We start from the raw sequence: 16,853 nt of genomic DNA on the forward strand, positions 1-16,853 counted from the left end.
AGTGGTACACTGTCCGCCACATAGCCTGAATATAAAGAGGGGAGGCCAGGCTGTACCGCAGCCTGTAGCCTCCCCGAGCGTTTCTGGACTAAGCATGAGAATACTGATCATTGGCCCCAGCTGGGTCGGCGACATGGTGATGGCGCAGACCCTGTTCCAGTGCCTGAAACAGCAGCACCCCGACTGCGTGATCGATGTGCTGGCCCCCGAGTGGAGCCGGCCGATCCTCGAACGCATGCCCGAGGTCCGTCAGGCCCTGAGCTTCCCGCTCGGCCACGGCGCACTGGAACTGGCCACGCGGCGACGCATCGGCAAGTCCTTGGCCGGCCAGTACGACCAGGCCATCCTGCTGCCCAACTCGCTGAAGTCGGCGCTGGTGCCGTTCTTTGCCGGTATCCCCAAGCGCACCGGCTGGCGCGGCGAAATGCGCTTCGGCCTGCTCAACGACGTGCGCAAGCTGGACAAGGCCCGTTACCCGCTGATGATCGAGCGCTTCATGGCCCTGGCCTACGCACCCGGCGCCGAGCTGCCGCAGCCGTACCCGCGCCCCAGCCTTCAGATCGAAGCGCAAAGCCGCGACGCCGCCCTTGCCAAGTTCGGCCTGGAGCTGGACCGCCCGGTGCTGGCGCTGTGCCCCGGTGCCGAGTTCGGCGAGGCCAAGCGCTGGCCGGCCGAGCACTACGCCACCGTGGCCGATGCGATGATCCGCCAGGGCTGGCAGGTGTGGCTGTTCGGCTCGAAGAACGATCACCCGGTCGGTGAGCAGATTCGCGATCGGCTGATCCCGGGCTTGCGTGAAGAGTCGTCCAACCTGGCCGGCGAAACCTCGCTGGCCGAGGCCATCGACCTGATGTCCTGCGCCCATGCCGTGGTGTCCAACGACTCGGGCCTGATGCACGTGGCCGCCGCGCTGAACCGCCCGCTGGTGGCGGTGTACGGCTCGACCTCGCCGGGCTTCACCCCGCCGCTGGCCGAGCATGTGGAAGTGGTGCGCACCGGCATCGAGTGCAGCCCGTGCTTCGACCGCACCTGCCGCTTCGGCCACTACAACTGCCTGCGCCTGCTGGAGCCGGGCAAAGTCATCGCTGCCCTGCACAGCCTGACCGGGCCGGACCTGATCGATACCGTGGCCGAGGTCGACTAAGTGCGGGTACTGATCATCAAGACTTCGTCGCTGGGTGATGTGATCCACACCTTGCCGGCGCTTACCGATGCCGCCCAGGCCATCCCGGGCATCCGTTTCGACTGGGTGGTGGAAGAAGGCTTCGCCGAAATCCCCTGCTGGCACCCGGCGGTCGACCAGGTGATCCCGGTGGCCATTCGCCGCTGGCGCAAGAACCTCTGGCAAACCATCAAGAGCGGTGAGTGGAAGGCATTCAAGCAGCGTGTACGCGAGCGCAAGTACGACCTGGTGATCGACGCCCAGGGCCTGGTCAAGTCGGCCTGGCTGACCCGCTATGTGAAGGCGCCTGTGGCTGGCCTGGACCGCTACTCGGCCCGGGAGGGCTGGGCCAGCCGCTTCTATGACCGGCGCCTGTCGGTTGCCACCGGCCAGCATGCGGTGGAGCGGGTGCGCCAGCTGTTCGCCATGGCCCTGGCCTACGACCTGCCGGAAGGCATCGGCAACTACGGCCTCGACCTCGAGCGCCTGCAACTGCCGCCGGCCGCCCCCTATGTGGTGTTCCTGCACGGTACCACCTGGGCGACCAAGCACTGGCCCGAAGCCTACTGGCGCGAACTGGCCGAGCGCATGGGCCGGCGCAAGCTGGAAGTGCGCCTGCCGTGGGGCAATCCGGCCGAGAAGGCGCGGGCCGAGCGCATCGCCCAGGGCTTGAACAACTGCCAGGTACTCCCCAAATTGAACCTTGCCGGCGTCGCACGCGTGTTGGCGGCGGCAAAAGCCTGTGTGGCGGTCGATACCGGCCTCGGCCACCTGGCGGCGGCACTCGATGTGCCCACCATTTCGCTGTTCGGCCCGACCAACCCGGGCCTGACCGGCGCCTACGGACGGACCCAGATTCACCAGGCCAGTGACTGGCCCTGCGCGCCCTGCCTGCAGAAAAAGTGCACCTACAAACCGAGCGCCGACGACCTGCGCCGGTTCGATCTGAAACGCGAGTGGCCGCTGTGCTTCACTCGCCTGAATCCCGAGCATGTGGCGAGCCGCTTGAGCGCGTTGCTGCTGGCTGAGGATGTCCGTTGATGCAACTGGCTTTCGTGCTTTACAAATATTTCCCCTTCGGCGGGCTGCAGCGCGACTTCATGCGCATTGCCCTGGAATGCCAGAAGCGGGGCCACCAGATCCGTGTGTACACGCTGATCTGGGAGGGTGACATTCCGCCGGGCTTCGAAGTGCTGGTGGCGCCGGTGAAGGCGATTTTCAACCACCGCCGCAACGAGAAGCTCAGCGCCTGGATGGCCGCCGACCTGGCCAAGCGCCCGGTCGACCGCCTGATCGGCTTCAACAAGATGCCTGGGCTGGACGTGTACTACGCCGCCGACGGCTGCTTCGAGGACAAGGCGCAGACCCTGCGTGGCGGCCTGTACCGCCGCTGGGGCCGCTACCGGCACTTTGCCGAGTACGAACGTGCGGTGTTCGCCAAGGACGCCCATACCGAAGTGCTGATGATTTCCGAAGTGCAGCAGCCGCTGTTCATCAAGCACTACGGCACCCCGGTGGAGCGTTTCCACCTGCTGCCGCCGGGCATTTCCCAGGACCGCCGCGCGCCGGCCAATGCCGGCGAAATCCGCGCCGAGTTCCGCAAGGAATTCAACCTGGGCGATGACGACCTGCTGCTGGTGCAGATTGGTTCAGGCTTCAAGACCAAGGGCGTTGACCGCAGCCTCAAGGCCCTGGCCGCGCTGCCATCGGCCTTGCGCAAACGCACCAGGCTGATGGTGATCGGCCAGGATGACCCCAAGGTGTTCCAGCTGCAAAGCGCTACCTTGGGCCTGGGCGAGCAGGTGCAGTTCCTCAAGGGCCGCAGCGACATCCCGCGCTTTCTGCTGGGCGCCGACCTGCTGATCCACCCGGCGTACAACGAGAACACCGGCACGGTGCTGCTCGAGGCACTGGTGGCCGGCCTGCCGGTGCTGGTCTCCAAGGTGTGCGGCTACGCCCACTACATTGCCGAGGCCGACAGCGGCCTGGTGCTGGACGAGCCGTTCGAGCAGGAACAGCTCAATGGCTACCTGCAGCGCATGCTCGAAGACCAGCAGGCCCGCGCCAGCTGGTCGCGCAACGGCCTGGCGTTTGCTGAAACCGCCGATCTGTACAGCATGCCGCAGCATGCCGCCGACGTGATCCTGGGGCAGGAGTCCGCATGAAGCTGATACTGGCCGAACCGTTCAAGCGCCTGTGGGCCGGGCGTGATGCCTTCGATGCCGTGGAGGCGCTGCAAGGCGAGGTCTATCGCGAACTGGAAGGGCGCCGCACGCTGCGCACCGAAGTCGCTGGCGAGGGCTTTTTCGTCAAGATCCACCGCGGCATCGGCTGGGGCGAGATCTTCAAGAACCTGCTTACCGCCAAGCTGCCGGTGCTTGGCGCCGGCCAGGAATGGCAGGCCATCCAGCGCCTGCACCAGGTTGGCGTGCCGACCATGACTGCCGTCGCCTATGGCGAGCGTGGCAGCAACCCGGCCGCGCAGCACTCGTTCATCATCACCGAAGAGCTGGCGCCGACCATCAGCCTGGAAGACTTCAGCATCGACTGGGTCAGGCAGCCGCCCGAGCCGCGCCTGAAGCGCGCGCTGATCGCCGAAGTGGCGAAGATGACCGGCGGCATGCACCGCGCCGGGGTCAACCACCGCGACTGCTACATCTGCCACTTCCTGCTGCACACCGACCGCCCGGTGACGGCGGAAGACTTCAAACTGTCGGTAATCGACCTGCACCGCGCGCAGACCCGGGCGAAAATCAGCCGCCGCTGGCGCGACAAGGACCTGGCCGCGCTGTACTTCTCGGCGCTGGACATCGGCCTGACCCAACGCGACAAGCTGCGCTTCCTGCGCGGTTACTTCCAGCGCCCGCTGCGGCAGGTCCTTAAGGATGAAGCCGCGCTGCTCGCCTGGCTGGAGCGCAAGGCGCAGAAACTCTATGACCGCAAGCAACGTTATGGGGATGCACTCTGATGGCGGGGTGGACACTGGCGCCAGGCTACCAACACCTGGCGGCGGACTTCGGCAGCCTGGAAGCGGTATTTGCCCTGCAAGGCGAGCGCCTGACCCGCGACCCGCTCAGTGAGGTGGTGCGTATCACGCGTGACGGGGTCAATTATTACGTCAAGCGCTACACCGGGGCCGGCAAGCACATGCGACGTTACCTGGGCCGGCCGCGGATCAAGGCCGAATGGCAGAACCTCAAGCAGTTCGACAAGTGGGGCATCCCCACTGCCGAAGTGGTGGCCTGGGGCCTGGAGCGCAATGGCCTGGCCTTTGGCCGGGGGGCCATGATCACCCGCGAACTGCCGCATACCGAAGACTTGTCGGCGCTGGCCGAGCGTAACGATGCACGCCTGGCCGATCGCGCCTGGGTCGGGCATGTCAGCAGCCAGCTGGCGCGCCACACCCGGGTCATGCACCAGCACCACTTCGCCCACAACGACCTGAAATGGCGCAACTTACTGGTCGACGACCAGGGCACGCTATTCTTCATCGACTGCCCCACCGGCGATTTCTGGCGCGGCTTCATGTGGCGGCACCGGATGATCAAGGACCTGGCATGCCTGGACAAAGTGGCCAAATACCACCTGTCGGCGACCCAGCGCCTGCGTTTCTACCTGCAATATCGTGGCCGCGACCGGCTGAATGTGCGTGACAAGAAGCGCATTCGCCAGGTGGTGAGCTTTTTCGAGGGAAGGGAATGATCGATTACCTGGCCAGCGCGGACCTCGCGCTGCTCAAGCGCCATGGCCTGGACGACTTCGAGGCACTGTGGGCGCTGCAACTGGATGCCGTGGACGAACCGAACACCGGCCGCGGTGGCTGGAGCAGCGTGTACCGCCTGGAGCTCGAGGGCAAGGGCTACTACCTCAAGCGCCAGAGCGACTACCTGACCCGTACCCTGCACCGGCCATTCGGCGAGCCGACCTTCGCCCGCGAATTCCGCAACATCAGCCGTTACCAGAAACTGCAGATTCCGGCCTTGCAGGCGGTGTTCTACGGCGAGCGCAAGAAAGGCGGCACGCACCGGGCGATCCTGATGACTCGTGCTCTGGACGAATGGGCCGACCTCGACAGCTTGCTGGCCCGGTGGCCACAACTGAGCGATGCCGAACGCAATGGTGTCCTGCATGCCTGCGGCCAGCTGGCGCGCACCCTGCACAGCGCCGGCCAGGTGCATGGTTGCTTCTACCCCAAGCACATCTTCCTGCGTCAGCGCCGCGAAGGCTGGGACGCGCAACTGATCGACCTGGAGAAGACCCGACCCCTGTTGTTCGGCATGCGTGACCGCCTCAAGGACCTGGAGCCGTTGCTGCGCCGCGCACCGGTCTGGGGCGAGCGCGATGTACGTACCTTGCTGGCCAGCTACCTGGCGCAGCCTGCCGATGGCACGCTGGTCGATACCTGGCTGCAACGCCTGATGCAACGCCGTCGTGAAAAAGAGGCCCGCTGATGCGTTTGTCTGAATTGAAAGAGGCCGGGCGCAGCCCCTCGTTGCCCCTGAGCATCACCCTGGCCGATGCCGCCGGCACGGCCGACCTGCAATTGCTCAGCCTGCTGCGCGTGCTGCCGGGCCAGCGCTATGTGGGTGCCGGCGTGTGGCGCGGTACCCCGGTGCTGGCCAAGCTGCTGGTCGGTGGTAACGCTGCACGGCATTTCCAGCGCGAACTGCAAGGCGTGAAACTGCTGGCCGAGCAGGGCCTGACCACGCCGAAGCTACTGGCCGACGGCCTCAAGGAAGGCGAGGGCGGCTGGCTGCTGTTCGAATTCCTCGACGGCGCCGAAAGCCTGGCCGATGCCTGGGCGGCAGTGGAGAGCTTGCCGGTACTGGCCGACGAGCAGCACCTGGTGCTGGGCGAGGCGCTCACTGCAGTGGCGCACATGCACGCCCGGGGCCTGTGGCAGGAAGACCTGCACCTGGACAACCTGCTGCGCCACGGCGGCAAGCTGTACCTGATCGACGGCGCCGGCATCAAGGCCGAAACGCCTGGCCAGCAGCTGTCACGCCCGCGTGTGCTGGAAAACCTGGGGGTGTTCTTCGCTCAGCTCCCCAAGCGCCTGGAGCCTTTCATCGAAGAACTGCTGGTGCACTACCTGCTGGCCAACGCCGAGCATGCGCTGCCGCTGGAAGCCTTGCAGAAGCAGGTGGACAAGGTGCGCAGCTGGCGCCAGAAGGATTACCTGGAAAAGGCTGGTCGTGAATGCAGCCTGTTCAGTGTCGAGCGCAGCCTTTCGGGCTTGCGGGCAATCCGCCGCGACGAGGTCGAAGCCATGCTGCCGGTACTGGAGCAGGCCGACGCGTTGATCGACCAGGGTCACCTGTACAAGACCGGTGGTGCGGCCAGTGTGGCGCGCATCGAGGTTGACGGCCGCACGCTGGTGCTCAAGCGCTACAACATCAAGAACACCGCGCACTGGTTCAAGCGCTTCTGGCGCCCGAGCCGGGCCTGGCATTCCTGGATCGAAGGCCATCGCCTGGAATTCCTCGACATTGCCACGCCGCGTCCACTGGCGGTGCTGGAGCAACGGGTGATGGGGCTGCGAAGCCGTGCCTACCTGGTCACCGAGTATATCGATGGCCCAGACCTGGCCGAATGCTTCGCGCCCTACGTGGATAACGGCGATGCGCCCGAGGAGCAGGTGGATGCCCTGGTGCATGTGATGCAGCAGCTGATTCGCGAGCGTATCAGCCATGGTGACTTCAAGGGCCACAACCTGTTCTGGCACAACGGCCAATGGTCGCTGATCGACCTCGACGCCATGTGCCAGCACGCCACCCAGCTCAGCTTCGCCCCGGCCTACGCCCGTGATCGGGCGCGGCTGCTGCGCAACTGGCCGAGTGGCAGTGCCTTGCATCAGCGGCTGGACGGGTTGCTGCCCAAGCTGGCCGAGTAATCCGCCGGCAGTGCCAGCCAGTCGCTGCTGCGGCCTGGCTGGCGCACGCGAATGCGCCATTGGCCGCCCTGTTGGCGCAATACTGCCCAGGCGTGGACTGCGCCCAGTGCCTTCTCGGGCAGCAGCAAATGGTATTGCCCGGCAAGCAGGTGCCGTCGAACCGGCAACTGATGGTTACCCAACTGCAAATAGAGTTGCCCCCCAGCGTCGTGCAGGTCGGCGTCCCCTGCCACCGGTTCGCCCGCTAATGGTTGTTGCAGGCGTACCTCTTCCAACAGGTGGGCTATGTCAGGCAACCCGTCGTGCCAAAGCACGATGGAATCGACCACCCAATTGCCGTTGCGCAGCCGTTTGATCGGCAGTTGCGCGTAGGCATCCGGCTGCCTGGGGTCGAGTACCCGCCAGCGATAGCCGTCGAAGTGGACGTTGTACAACCGACCCTGGCTGTCCTTGACGAAGTACCGGTCCGGACCTGGCACGCTGTTGATCTGTTCGTACACTTCCTCGCCATGAACGCCGTCGATCCGGTAGCGCAGCTTGCTCACATCCACGGCCGCTTCGTGGGTATTCGGCAGTGGGCGCGGAGGTTGCGGTGGCAGGCCGCGCATCGCCCTGCGCATGAGGGGCGAACCAGCGAAACTGGACAACCCATCGGCGCTGTGGCTCAAAGCGGCCATGGCGTGGTGGAAGGTTGCTGCATAATCCTCTTTTTCCAGGGCTTCGAAGCCGTCCCACAGCGAAATCGACATACGGCCGAAGGCCAGGGCTGACATTGTCGGGGCCGGTAGCACGAGGCTGATCATGTCGAGAACCAGGCGCAGCGTCGACAGCCCGTACTCGCCGAGCAGCTCGCGGTTGCTGCGGCTGTTGGTATCGGCCTCGGCGATCATGGCGTGGACCTGGGCCTTGTAAAGGGCATCGAAGAGGTTGCCGTTGATCATTGGCCTTTGCACATATGGCCCGAGGCGGCCTTTGCGCACCAACTTGTCGAGCCGCTTGCCATCAGCCAGAGGCGCGCGCTGGATCAGGTACTTTCGCAAGGAAGGCGTGCTGCGAAGGGTTCTGAGCAGCGCCCGGGTATCGGGGTATTCACGCCATGCGCGCCGATCGGGAGCGTCCGGCGTATACAGCACCAGCGACGGCTGGTTGTCGCTCTCGGCATTGAGCAGCAGTACCCCTTGCAGCGTGTGCCCGTCGATGATCAGCTGGCGCACCGCGATACGATGCTCGTCGATGGTAGGGCGCCAATTGTTGTCGGGATGGTCGGTGACGGCTTTGACCCAGCGATAGCCTCGCTCGTGGGTATCGTTCAGAAAGTGCCTGGCATAGCGGGCCTTGGCCGCCTCGGCGCGCATGCGGGCGCGGTTCATGTTGCCGTGGCATTGCATGCGCCAGCGCGCACCTGGAGACTCCAGCAGGTGGGTTCGCAGGTAGCGGATGTAGCCACTGCCGGCGTCAAGCTCGCGCACCAGGCGCTTTACCCCTTCTGCGGATATCGAATCCAGCGTGGAACCGTCTTCGTGGTGTATTCGGGCTGTCAGCCAGTAATCGACGTCGAACCAGCCGATGTTCAACAGGGCCAGCTCGTCCAGGCGGTAGGTGGTGGTTACCAGTTCGATGGTGCCACCGACATGGCGACGGTTGGCAACGGCCACGTAACCCGAAGGTGCCAGTGGGTTGATCAGCGGGCCGGTGCGGTGTGCAAGTGTGACGGTTATGCAGACTTTTTCGGCAGGCAATTCGATGGAGAATTCGCGCCGCAGCGCCTTGCCAAGGCGTTCGCGCACCCATGCCAGCAGGTGGTGGCGATTGCCGAACGCCTCCAGGGTCAAAAGGCCGGGTGCAGCAGCCTGGGTGATGGCCCCGGCGAGCTCTTGGATCGTTTGCATGATGTGCGTCAGGCTTTGCGTGGAGCTCTGGCGCAGCCAGGCGGGCAGGTGTTTTTCCAGCAGCAGCGCATAACGGGTGGACAACGCATATTGGCTGCCCATGAGATCGGTCAGTGACTGCTGTTTGGCCAGGGTGCTTTTCAGTGCCGGTAGATTCGGGTTCTGGTCAAGCGCCCAGGCGGCGTGCCAGGCGATGGTAAGCCGTTGATGCTGCGCGTCGATCACGTCAGTGGCCTGTTGTTCGACCAGGTCGCCGGTAAACCACTCGTAGCGCAGCCGGTCGGCACCCCGGACCAGTTGCTGGTCCTGCAGGCGGGGTAGCAATTGCAGCATTGGCCGGCTTTGCATGGGGTCGTCCAGGCGCTCGCACAGCTCCCTATGCAGTTCGGCCAGGTTGGCGAAGCCTTCAACGCCATGAGAAACGCTGCACAGCAGTGCCTGGCCTGTGGCTGTTGCAGGCTCGGCAACGGCCCCTTCCGGTGCTTCTGCCAACAGTACCAGCACGCCGGGTAACGGCAACCGGCCATGGGGGCTTGAACGATTGAATACCGGCCGATAAACCTGGGCCCGGTGGGAGTCTGGCAGGTGGTTGCGTTGCCAGGGTAGCGGCAGCTCCAGGGAGGTGCGCAGCAGGCTGATGTGGCTGTAGTCCAGGGTCTGGTCGGCGAGGCGCAGTTCCAGCTCGGCCAGAAGTTGCTCATGACGCAGTTCGCGCAGTTGTCGGGCGCGGCTGTGGCCTGCTTCGACAGGGTCGTTCCAGAACGCTGCCAGGTCACCGAAAAAACGCTGACGCATGGCGGCCGGCTCCGTTTCGCCCGCCAGTTCGGGTTTGCCTTGCTCAAGGGCGATCAGTTGTTGATCGAGCGCTTCGAGGCGCTGCAAAGGTGTCATGGTAAGGCTCCTTGGAAAATGGCAGCCAACCATGTCGCGGCAAAAGAGGGTGCGGGTATTACCCGGCTACTGCCGTGGACGAGGGTAGAAACCTTGCAGGCCAAGAGCCGCCGACAGCCCCAGGCCGAGCCAGGCCAGGCTGTCCCAGACCCCGTCCCCCAGCAAGGCGGCAAATAGCCCCACGGCAGTGAGCAGGGCCACGACCATCGGCCAGATGAAGATGCGCCAGGTCGGCTGTGACTTGTGGCTCATGCCCGCGCCTCCCGCTTCGTGCGTTGTTTGCCCCACCACAGGTACAAGCCGCTGCCGAGGACGATGATGGTCAGCACATCGAGTAGCGCCCACAGGATTTGCATTGGCCGGCCGCCGTAGTCGCCGAAGTGCAGTGGTTGCGACAGGCCCATGGCATCCATGTACCAGGGGCGTTCGCCGACGGCGGTCACTGCCAGTGTTCGCGCATCGATCAGCACGGGCGTGAGCAGGTGCGAGGTCAGGTGCGTGGCGCCCTTCATGAACACCGCATAGTGGTGCTCACTGGAAAAGCGTGTGCCGGGGAAGGCGATGAAGTCCGGGCGCATGCCGGGGGCGGCCTGTTCGGCGATGGTCAGCAGGTGAGTTGCCGGGGCGCGTTCGGTGAGCGGTGGGGCATCACGGTACGGGGCAACCATGGCGGCCAGGCTGTCGTTGCGCCAGGCGGCGATGACCAGGTCCGACAGCGCGCTGATGACACCGGTCACGCCTACCGTCAGTGCCCATGCCAAGGTGACCACACCGATCAGGTTGTGCAGGTCGAGCCAGCGCAGGCGACGGGATTTGCCGTGGCGCACCGTGCCGAAGTCCAGGCGGCGCATGAACGGTGCATAGAGCACGGTGCCGGAGATGATCGCCACGACGAACAGCACGCCCATGAAGGCCAGCAGCAGCTTGCCGGGCAGGCCGGCGAACATGTCCACGTGCAGGCGCAGCATGGTCATCATGAAGCCGCCGTTGGCGGCCGGCATGGCCACGGCTTCACCGGTGCGGGCGTCGAGCATGAAGGTGTGCGACGAATTGGGTTCGGTGCCGGCGGTGACGGCGGTTATGGCCACTACGCCGTTGGCTTCGTCCTCGTCGTAGCCGAAGTACTGCATGACCTCGCCGGGGCGGTGCTGCTCGGCCTTGATCACCAACTGCTGCAGGTCCAGATGTGGTGTATCGGCTGGCATTTCACGCAGTTCTGGGGCGTCGCCGAGCAGGTGTTCGAGCTCGTGGTGGAAGATCAGCGGCAGGCCGGTGACTGCCAGCAACAGCAGGAACAGGGTGCAGACCAGGCTGCTCCAGGTGTGGATCACCGACCAGCGGCGGATGGTTGGGCTTTTCATCACGGTACCGATTTTTGCCTGTTGGAAGCTGGGGCTGCTGCGCAGCCCTTTCGCGACACAAGGCCGCTCCTACAGGGGAGCACGTTTTCCTGTAGGAGCGGCCTTGTGTCGCGAAAGGGCCGCAAAGCGGCCCCCGTTCACTCAGAACTTGTAATTGACACTGGCTACGACGTTGCGCTCGTCGCCGTAGTAGCAGTAGTACCCGTCACAGGTAGACAAGTAGTCCTTGTTGAACAGGTTCTTCGCATCCACGGCTACGGTCACCCCCTTGAGGGTGCTGTTCAGGCGGCCCAGGTCGTAGTGCACCGAAGCGTCGTACACGGTGTAGGACCCCACATGCCCCCAATCGGTGTTAGTGGTATTACCGTAGGTGTCGCCCACGTAGCGCACGCCAACGCCGACCCCGAACCCATCCAGTGGTCCGCTGTGCCAGGTGTAGTCAGCCCAGGCAGTAGCCTGGTTGCGCGGCACCTGCGCCATGCGCTTGCCTTTCTCGTCACTGGTGCCTTTGATGATTTCGCTGTCGTTGTAGGTGTACGAGCCCACCAGTTTGAGGTTCTCGGTCACATCCGAGGTAGCCTCCAACTCCAGGCCTTTTACGCGCACTTCGCCTACCTGGCGGGTGACACCACCCTCGGTCACCGACATGTTCTCCTGTGTCAGGTCGAACACAGCAGCGGTGAACAGGCTATTGCTGCCTGGAGGCTGGTACTTGATGCCCAGTTCGTATTGCTTGCCTTCGGTCGGTTCGAAGGCATCGGTGCTGTTGACGGTGGAACCGGTGGCAGCCTGGAACGACTCGGCATAGGAGATGTAAGGCGTCAGGCCGTTATCGAATACATAGCTGAGAGCTGCGTTACCACTGAACTTCTTGTCGCGTTGGGTGTTGGTTGCGTCGCCTTGATTGTGGAAGGTGGTGCCGGTGTGCACCCAGTCCTCACGGCCACCAAGGGTCAGGCGCCAGTTGTCCAACGCCATCTGGTCCTGGATATACAGGCCGGTCTGCTGGGTTTTCTGGTCGTAGTCGTACATGTCGAAGTACTGAACGTTCGAGAAATCCTGACCGTAGATGGGGTTGTGGATATTGCTCGGTGGCACACCCGCCGAGCCCCAGCGCCAGCGGGCATTGCTGTCCGAGCGCTGGTGGTCGAGCCCCAGCAGCAGGGTATGGGCAACCTGCCCGGTCTGGAAGTCGGCCTGGAAGTTGTTGTCCAAGGCGAACTGTGAGATGTCCTCCTCGACGATACCGGCGGTGCGTTGCACGGTGCCATCGGCGCTGACAGCTTCGTCCGGGCCGGCTGGCCAGATCGAACCACCGGCGGTAATGCCCTTGAAGTCCAGTTCGTTACGCGCGTAGCGCAGGTTCTGACGGAACTGCCAGGTATCGTTCAGGCGGGTCTCGAACGCATAGCCCAGGTGGTAGTAGGTGCGGTCGTAGGACTCCCAATCCGGGTCGCCCAGGTTCTTGTGGTGCGAAATCTTGCCTGCGGGGCTATCCAGCTTGGTGCCTTGCAGTGGCAGGAACTGGCCGGTGATGCCGGTGTCATCGCGGGTGTATTGGCTGATGAAAGTCAGCTTGGTGTCGTCGTTGATGTTCCAGGTCAGGCTGGGCGCGATGTTGTAGCGTTTGTCCGGGATGTGGTCTACCGGCGAACCGCTGTCACGCACGGTGCCGCTCACTCGGTACAGGAACTGGCCTGCATCGTCGAGCTTGCCAGTGCTGTCGAAGTTGATCTGCTTGTGGTTGTTGCTGCCAACCTGGGCTTCGACTTCGTGGCTGCTTTCCAATTGCGGCCGACGACTGGTCATGTCCAGCAGGCCGCCTGGTGGAGTCTGGCCGTAGACCGAAGAGGCAGGGCCACGCAGCACGGCGATGCGCTCCAGGTTCCAGGGCTCGATCTTGGGGGTGGCGTAGTTGCCCTTGGGCAATGGCAGGCCATCGAGGAACTGGGTAGGCACAAAACCCCGTACCAGCAACCAGTCACTGCGCGAGTCGGATCCATAGCCGCTGCTCTGCACGCCAGCGGTGTAGCGAAGGGCGTCGTTCAGGCTGAGCACCGGCCGGTCTTCCATCTGCTGGCGGGTGATCACGCTTACCGAGCGGGGAAGTTCGGCGATGGCGGTGTCGGTCTTGGTGCCAGCTGCTGTCCGGGTCGCGGTGTAACCCTCTACCGGTCCCCAGGCGCTTTCATAGCTGGAAGTCGCATTGATCGCAGTCTCCGGCAACGCCAGTGTCCCTTCCGGCGTAGCCACCAGGCTGTAGCTGCCCACGCTGCTTTGCTGCAGTTGCAGGCCGGTGCCGCGCAGGGCGGCCTGCAGGGCACCAAGGCCATCGTACTGCCCGCTCACTGGGGCCGAGGTGCGGCCGCTTACCAATGCCGGGTCGATGGCCAGGGTGATGCCGGCCTGGCTGGCGATCTGGTTGAGAGTGGTGGCCAGCGGGGCGCTGGTCAGGTCGTAGGCGCGCTGAGCGGATTGCTCGGCGGCGAACAGGGCAGGGCTGGCCAATGGTGCGGTCACGGCGATGGCCAGGGCCATCAGGCTGGGGCGCAGGATACGATCAACAGCACGGGACATGCAGAGGCTCCTCGACGGATAAGTGCTTTCTGCTTCCTTGCCGAGCGAGATTTGAAAAGTGACAGGGCGAATCTGAAAAAAATTGAGAATTATTTGAAGTTGGTTTTCGCCTGTACCGCCCCTTTCGCGGGCTTGCCCGCTTGTATGGTTAGACTTGAAGGGGTGGTGGGACTAAATGCCCGATTCTGACTGTTCACAGCAGTACAGACCGTGGGAGACATCGCCCCACCCCTTCCACCAAAGCGCCGATAAAGAATGCATCGTTTGCAAGCGACGATAGAAACAAGCCAGCGCCTCTTGGTGAAACCCCTTCAAGCCGAAAAACCATAACGTGAGGAGCGGCCCATGGCAATGCAGGTAGGTAAGTTGATCGTGGGTGCGGATGTCGCGAAAGCTGAGCTGGTTATCCACCACGATGATCGCGACGAGATCATCAGGCTCAAAAACTCCAAACTCGAGATCAGAAGGTGGCTCAAGCAACAACCCCTCAACACCGCTATCGCTGTTGAGGCGACCAACGTCTATCACTTGGACCTGGTTGAATTGGCCCACAGCCTAGGCTTCGAGGTCTATGTCATCGATGGTTTTCAATTGAGCAACTACCGGAAGAGTGTTGGGGGACGGGTTAAAACCGACCCCTCCGATGCTCGGTTGCTGTCCCGTTTTTTAAAAAATGAAGGCGAGGACCTTCGCCCTTGGAGCCCGCCTCCCGCTGTCTACGGCAAGCTTCAGAGCCTCTTGCGACGCAGAGCCGCCTTGGTGACTGCTCGTACTGCAATGACTCAGAGCTGGGCTAACGAAAGCCTTTTGAAAGCCGCCTTCGAAACTTTTGTGAAGTCGATAGATCGGCTGGATCAGTTGATTCAAAAGAAGATTAAAGAAGTACTGCGAGACGCTGGGCTGCAGGAACAAGTCGCTCGCTGCCAGGCAGTAGAGGGCATTGGTTTTCTCACCGCCGCAGCATTGGTGATGGCTTTTACAAGGGGCGAGTTCAAAAGCAGTGACTCGTACATTGCATTCCTAGGAATGGATTTACGAGTCAGTGATTCCGGACAGAAGAATGGGCGACGTCGCCTCACCAAGCGAGGTTGTTCAGAAATTCGTCGCTTATTGCACAACGCTGCGATGGCGGCCAGCAGATCGGCAGCCTGGAAAGGGCTTTACGAACAGCATCGGAGCAGTGGTAAAGCAACAACCCAAGCGTTGGTAATCCTGGCAAGAAAGCTCGCGCGGGTGGCATTCGCCCTGATGAAAAATCAGGACGAATACGTCACTAAAGGCGCGAAACTGGCTTGCTGAAAACCATAGAATCTCCCACAGGGATCGCGGGGGCTTTGAGGCTGGTGCAACCCTGTGGGAGCGGGTTTACCCGCGAAGAGGCCGGTGCAGGTTTATTTGGGAACGACGGTCACCCACCACGGCGTATGCCGCTCGACCTTCACTGGCAGTGCCGGCACCAGCGACGACAGTGCCAGGTCGGTATCGGTCAGCGGGAAGCTGCCGGTCACCCGCAGATCGGCGACCTGGTCGTCTACCCCGAGGTAACCGCTGCGGTACTGGCCAAGCGTGGCCAGCAGGTCAGCCAGGCGCACGTTGTCCACCACTAGCATGCCGCGGGTCCAGGCGTCGGCACCGGCTGGCACCGTGCCGATCCGGCCAAGGCCGTTGGCGTTCATCAGAACCTGCTGGCCTTCGCGCAGCACCTGTTCGTCGCCGCTGTTCAGCGGCATGGCAGCGACCGAGGCTTGCAGTACTTCCAGGCGCGTGCCGTCGTCCTCGCGGCGCACCAGGAAGCGTGTGCCCAACGGGCGCAGGCGGCCATCGTCGGTGCGCACCAGCAGCGGGCGCCGGTCCTGATGGCCGGTTTCGACCGAAATCTCGCCTTGGTGCAGCACAATCACCCGTTGCTTGCCGGTGTAGTCGATATCCACGGCCGTGTGGCTGTTCAGGCTCAACAAGGTGCCGTCTTCCAGGCGCAGGGTACGCAGTTCGCCGGTGGCGGTACGCTGATCGGCCAGCCAGTAGCTCGGTGCCAGCGATGGTGCGCCGACCCAGGCCAGCAGCGAGCCCAGCAGAAACATGCCGGCCAGCCCGCCGCCGACCTTGCCGATACGTCGGCGCAGCCCGGCGCGCGATTGCAGCAGGGCCTGGCGTGCCGGGCCGGCAGCGGCGCTCACGCGCTGGTCCATGGCACCGAGTTGGCGCCAGGCGCGGGCATGCTCCTCGCTGGCGGCATGCCAGCGCATGAATTCGCTGCGCTCGTCAGGTGTGCCGCTGCCGTTGTCGAGGCTGAGCTTCCAGGCAATGGCGGCTTCCAGCACCCGGGACGAAACCGGTGAACTGCTCACGTCGGCTCCCCGTACAGGGCCACGTAGCACTGGCGCATGCCCTGGGCGATGTACTGGCGCACCCGCGAAACCGAAACCCCCATGTGCTCGGCGATTTCGGCATGGCTCATACCTTCCAGGCGATTGTGCAGGAATGCTGCGCGGGCCTTGCTCGAGAGCTTGCCGAGCAGGCGGTCGATGGCCTTGAGGTCCTCAAGGATCAGGTGTTGCACTTCCGGGGAAGGTTGTTCGACTTCCGGCATCAGGGCCAGTTCGGCCAGGTAGGCCTGTTCCAGCGCGGCGCGGCGGAAGTGGTCGAACATCAGGCCCTTGGCCACGGCGGCCAGGAACGCGCGGGGTTCGCGGGGCGTATCCAGTTGCGCACGGCCGAGCAGGCGCACGAAGGTGTCCTGGCTCAGGTCTTCGGCACGTTGGCGGCAGGCCATGCTGCGTTGCAGCCAGGCGAGCAGCCAGCCGCGATGGTCGCGGTACAGCGCACCGACCAGATCGGCGTGTGGGCTCTGTGCAGAAGACAAGCAGCGTCCCCCCGGAACGAATGCATTAACTAACGATAATTATTCGCGATTGTTGCAGAGGGGAGGGGGTGGGTGCAATGGACGCTTATCGGATGGCCATCATCCAAGTCGTGCAGATGTTATGCCTGTGCTGGCCTCTTCGCGGGTAAACCCGCTCCCACAGGATCTCCAGGGCATCAAAGGCAGTACAGTCCCTGTGGGAGCGGGTTTACCCGCG

14 protein-coding genes are annotated in these 16,853 nt (G+C 63.7%); 8 read left to right on the top strand and 6 right to left on the bottom strand.

What is annotated here, in order from left to right; all coding sequences use genetic code 11:
- Nucleotides 1-94 precede the first annotated feature (94 nt).
- Genes waaF through KDB76_RS01985 form a run of 7 tightly spaced genes read left to right on the top strand, consistent with a single transcriptional unit; the run spans nucleotide 95 to nucleotide 7,055 of the window.
- Nucleotides 95-1,144 carry a lipopolysaccharide heptosyltransferase II gene (gene waaF / locus KDB76_RS01955; protein WP_013970536.1) on the top strand — a complete coding sequence of 350 codons (1,050 nt, stop codon included), beginning with the start codon at nucleotides 95-97 and terminating at the stop codon, nucleotides 1,142-1,144.
- Complete coding sequence (gene waaC, locus KDB76_RS01960) at nucleotides 1,145-2,203, top strand: lipopolysaccharide heptosyltransferase I (RefSeq protein WP_024086122.1); 1,059 nt, start codon at nucleotides 1,145-1,147, stop codon at nucleotides 2,201-2,203.
- Complete coding sequence (locus KDB76_RS01965; protein WP_013970538.1) at nucleotides 2,203-3,327, top strand: glycosyltransferase family 4 protein; 1,125 nt, start codon at nucleotides 2,203-2,205, stop codon at nucleotides 3,325-3,327. Before waaC ends, KDB76_RS01965 begins: the two co-directional genes overlap by 1 nt.
- Nucleotides 3,324-4,130, top strand: a complete 807-nt coding sequence (rfaP, locus tag KDB76_RS01970; protein WP_013970539.1) for a lipopolysaccharide core heptose(I) kinase RfaP — start codon at nucleotides 3,324-3,326, stop codon at nucleotides 4,128-4,130. Before KDB76_RS01965 ends, rfaP begins: the two co-directional genes overlap by 4 nt.
- Nucleotides 4,130-4,864: a lipopolysaccharide kinase InaA family protein gene (locus tag KDB76_RS01975; protein WP_013970540.1), complete on the top strand. Its 735-nt coding sequence runs from the start codon at nucleotides 4,130-4,132 to the stop codon at nucleotides 4,862-4,864. The genes rfaP and KDB76_RS01975 overlap by 1 nt, the downstream gene beginning before the upstream one ends.
- Nucleotides 4,861-5,613 (top strand): lipopolysaccharide kinase InaA family protein, encoded by a 753-nt coding sequence (locus KDB76_RS01980; RefSeq protein WP_038408564.1) that lies wholly within the window; start codon nucleotides 4,861-4,863, stop codon nucleotides 5,611-5,613. Before KDB76_RS01975 ends, KDB76_RS01980 begins: the two co-directional genes overlap by 4 nt.
- The gene (locus tag KDB76_RS01985) at nucleotides 5,613-7,055 is read left to right on the top strand and encodes a lipopolysaccharide kinase InaA family protein (protein ID WP_038408566.1); all 1,443 of its coding nucleotides are present in this window, start codon (nucleotides 5,613-5,615) and stop codon (nucleotides 7,053-7,055) included. The genes KDB76_RS01980 and KDB76_RS01985 overlap by 1 nt, the downstream gene beginning before the upstream one ends.
- Here KDB76_RS01985 and KDB76_RS01990 read toward each other — a convergent pair.
- From KDB76_RS01990 to KDB76_RS02005, 4 genes are all read right to left on the bottom strand, one after another.
- Complete coding sequence (locus tag KDB76_RS01990) at nucleotides 7,016-9,835, bottom strand: DUF6543 domain-containing protein (RefSeq protein ID WP_024086125.1); 2,820 nt, start codon at nucleotides 9,833-9,835, stop codon at nucleotides 7,016-7,018. The two genes, KDB76_RS01985 and KDB76_RS01990, sit on opposite strands and share 40 nt — an antisense overlap.
- 66 nt (nucleotides 9,836-9,901) lie before the next feature.
- Entirely contained in the window at nucleotides 9,902-10,087 is a 186-nt protein-coding gene (locus tag KDB76_RS01995; protein WP_003258635.1) for a hypothetical protein, read from the bottom strand.
- Nucleotides 10,084-11,196, bottom strand: coding sequence for a PepSY-associated TM helix domain-containing protein (locus KDB76_RS02000; RefSeq protein WP_024086126.1), 1,113 nt, complete (start codon nucleotides 11,194-11,196; stop codon nucleotides 10,084-10,086). Before KDB76_RS02000 ends, KDB76_RS01995 begins: the two co-directional genes overlap by 4 nt.
- A 141-nt stretch (nucleotides 11,197-11,337) precedes the next feature.
- The gene (locus KDB76_RS02005; protein ID WP_024086127.1) at nucleotides 11,338-13,773 is read right to left on the bottom strand and encodes a TonB-dependent siderophore receptor; all 2,436 of its coding nucleotides are present in this window, start codon (nucleotides 13,771-13,773) and stop codon (nucleotides 11,338-11,340) included.
- A 345-nt stretch (nucleotides 13,774-14,118) separates the two neighbouring features.
- On the opposite strand from KDB76_RS02005, the gene KDB76_RS02010 reads away from it, so the two are divergent.
- The gene (locus KDB76_RS02010) at nucleotides 14,119-15,072 is read left to right on the top strand and encodes an IS110 family transposase (protein WP_013970314.1); all 954 of its coding nucleotides are present in this window, start codon (nucleotides 14,119-14,121) and stop codon (nucleotides 15,070-15,072) included.
- A 92-nt stretch (nucleotides 15,073-15,164) separates the two neighbouring features.
- Here the strand turns inward: KDB76_RS02010 and KDB76_RS02015 are convergent, their stop codons facing one another.
- Together KDB76_RS02015 and KDB76_RS02020 are read right to left on the bottom strand one after the other, a co-directional pair.
- Nucleotides 15,165-16,121 carry a FecR family protein gene (locus tag KDB76_RS02015; RefSeq protein ID WP_038408568.1) on the bottom strand — a complete coding sequence of 319 codons (957 nt, stop codon included), beginning with the start codon at nucleotides 16,119-16,121 and terminating at the stop codon, nucleotides 15,165-15,167.
- Entirely contained in the window at nucleotides 16,118-16,636 is a 519-nt protein-coding gene (locus KDB76_RS02020; protein ID WP_024086129.1) for an RNA polymerase sigma factor, read from the bottom strand. Before KDB76_RS02020 ends, KDB76_RS02015 begins: the two co-directional genes overlap by 4 nt.
- Nucleotides 16,637-16,853 lie beyond the last annotated feature (217 nt).

Source organism: Pseudomonas sp. JS425, assembly GCF_018223845.1.
GTDB lineage: Bacteria > Pseudomonadota > Gammaproteobacteria > Pseudomonadales > Pseudomonadaceae > Aquipseudomonas > Aquipseudomonas asiatica.

Bases quoted from the DNA above. Each gene is read 5' to 3' on its own strand.
- rfaP (WP_013970539.1), top strand. From the start codon at position 3,324: ATGAAGCTGATACTGGCCGAACCGTTCAAGCGCCTGTGGGCCGGGCGT.
- KDB76_RS02000 (WP_024086126.1), bottom strand. From the start codon at position 11,196: ATGAAAAGCCCAACCATCCGCCGCTGGTCGGTGATCCACACCTGGAGC.
- KDB76_RS02005 (WP_024086127.1), bottom strand. From the start codon at position 13,773: ATGTCCCGTGCTGTTGATCGTATCCTGCGCCCCAGCCTGATGGCCCTG.
- KDB76_RS01980 (WP_038408564.1), top strand. From the start codon at position 4,861: ATGATCGATTACCTGGCCAGCGCGGACCTCGCGCTGCTCAAGCGCCAT.
- KDB76_RS01975 (WP_013970540.1), top strand. From the start codon at position 4,130: ATGGCGGGGTGGACACTGGCGCCAGGCTACCAACACCTGGCGGCGGAC.
- KDB76_RS01985 (WP_038408566.1), top strand. From the start codon at position 5,613: ATGCGTTTGTCTGAATTGAAAGAGGCCGGGCGCAGCCCCTCGTTGCCC.
- KDB76_RS01990 (WP_024086125.1), bottom strand. From the start codon at position 9,835: ATGACACCTTTGCAGCGCCTCGAAGCGCTCGATCAACAACTGATCGCC.
- KDB76_RS01995 (WP_003258635.1), bottom strand. From the start codon at position 10,087: ATGAGCCACAAGTCACAGCCGACCTGGCGCATCTTCATCTGGCCGATG.
- waaF (WP_013970536.1), top strand. From the start codon at position 95: ATGAGAATACTGATCATTGGCCCCAGCTGGGTCGGCGACATGGTGATG.
- KDB76_RS02010 (WP_013970314.1), top strand. From the start codon at position 14,119: ATGGCAATGCAGGTAGGTAAGTTGATCGTGGGTGCGGATGTCGCGAAA.
- KDB76_RS01965 (WP_013970538.1), top strand. From the start codon at position 2,203: ATGCAACTGGCTTTCGTGCTTTACAAATATTTCCCCTTCGGCGGGCTG.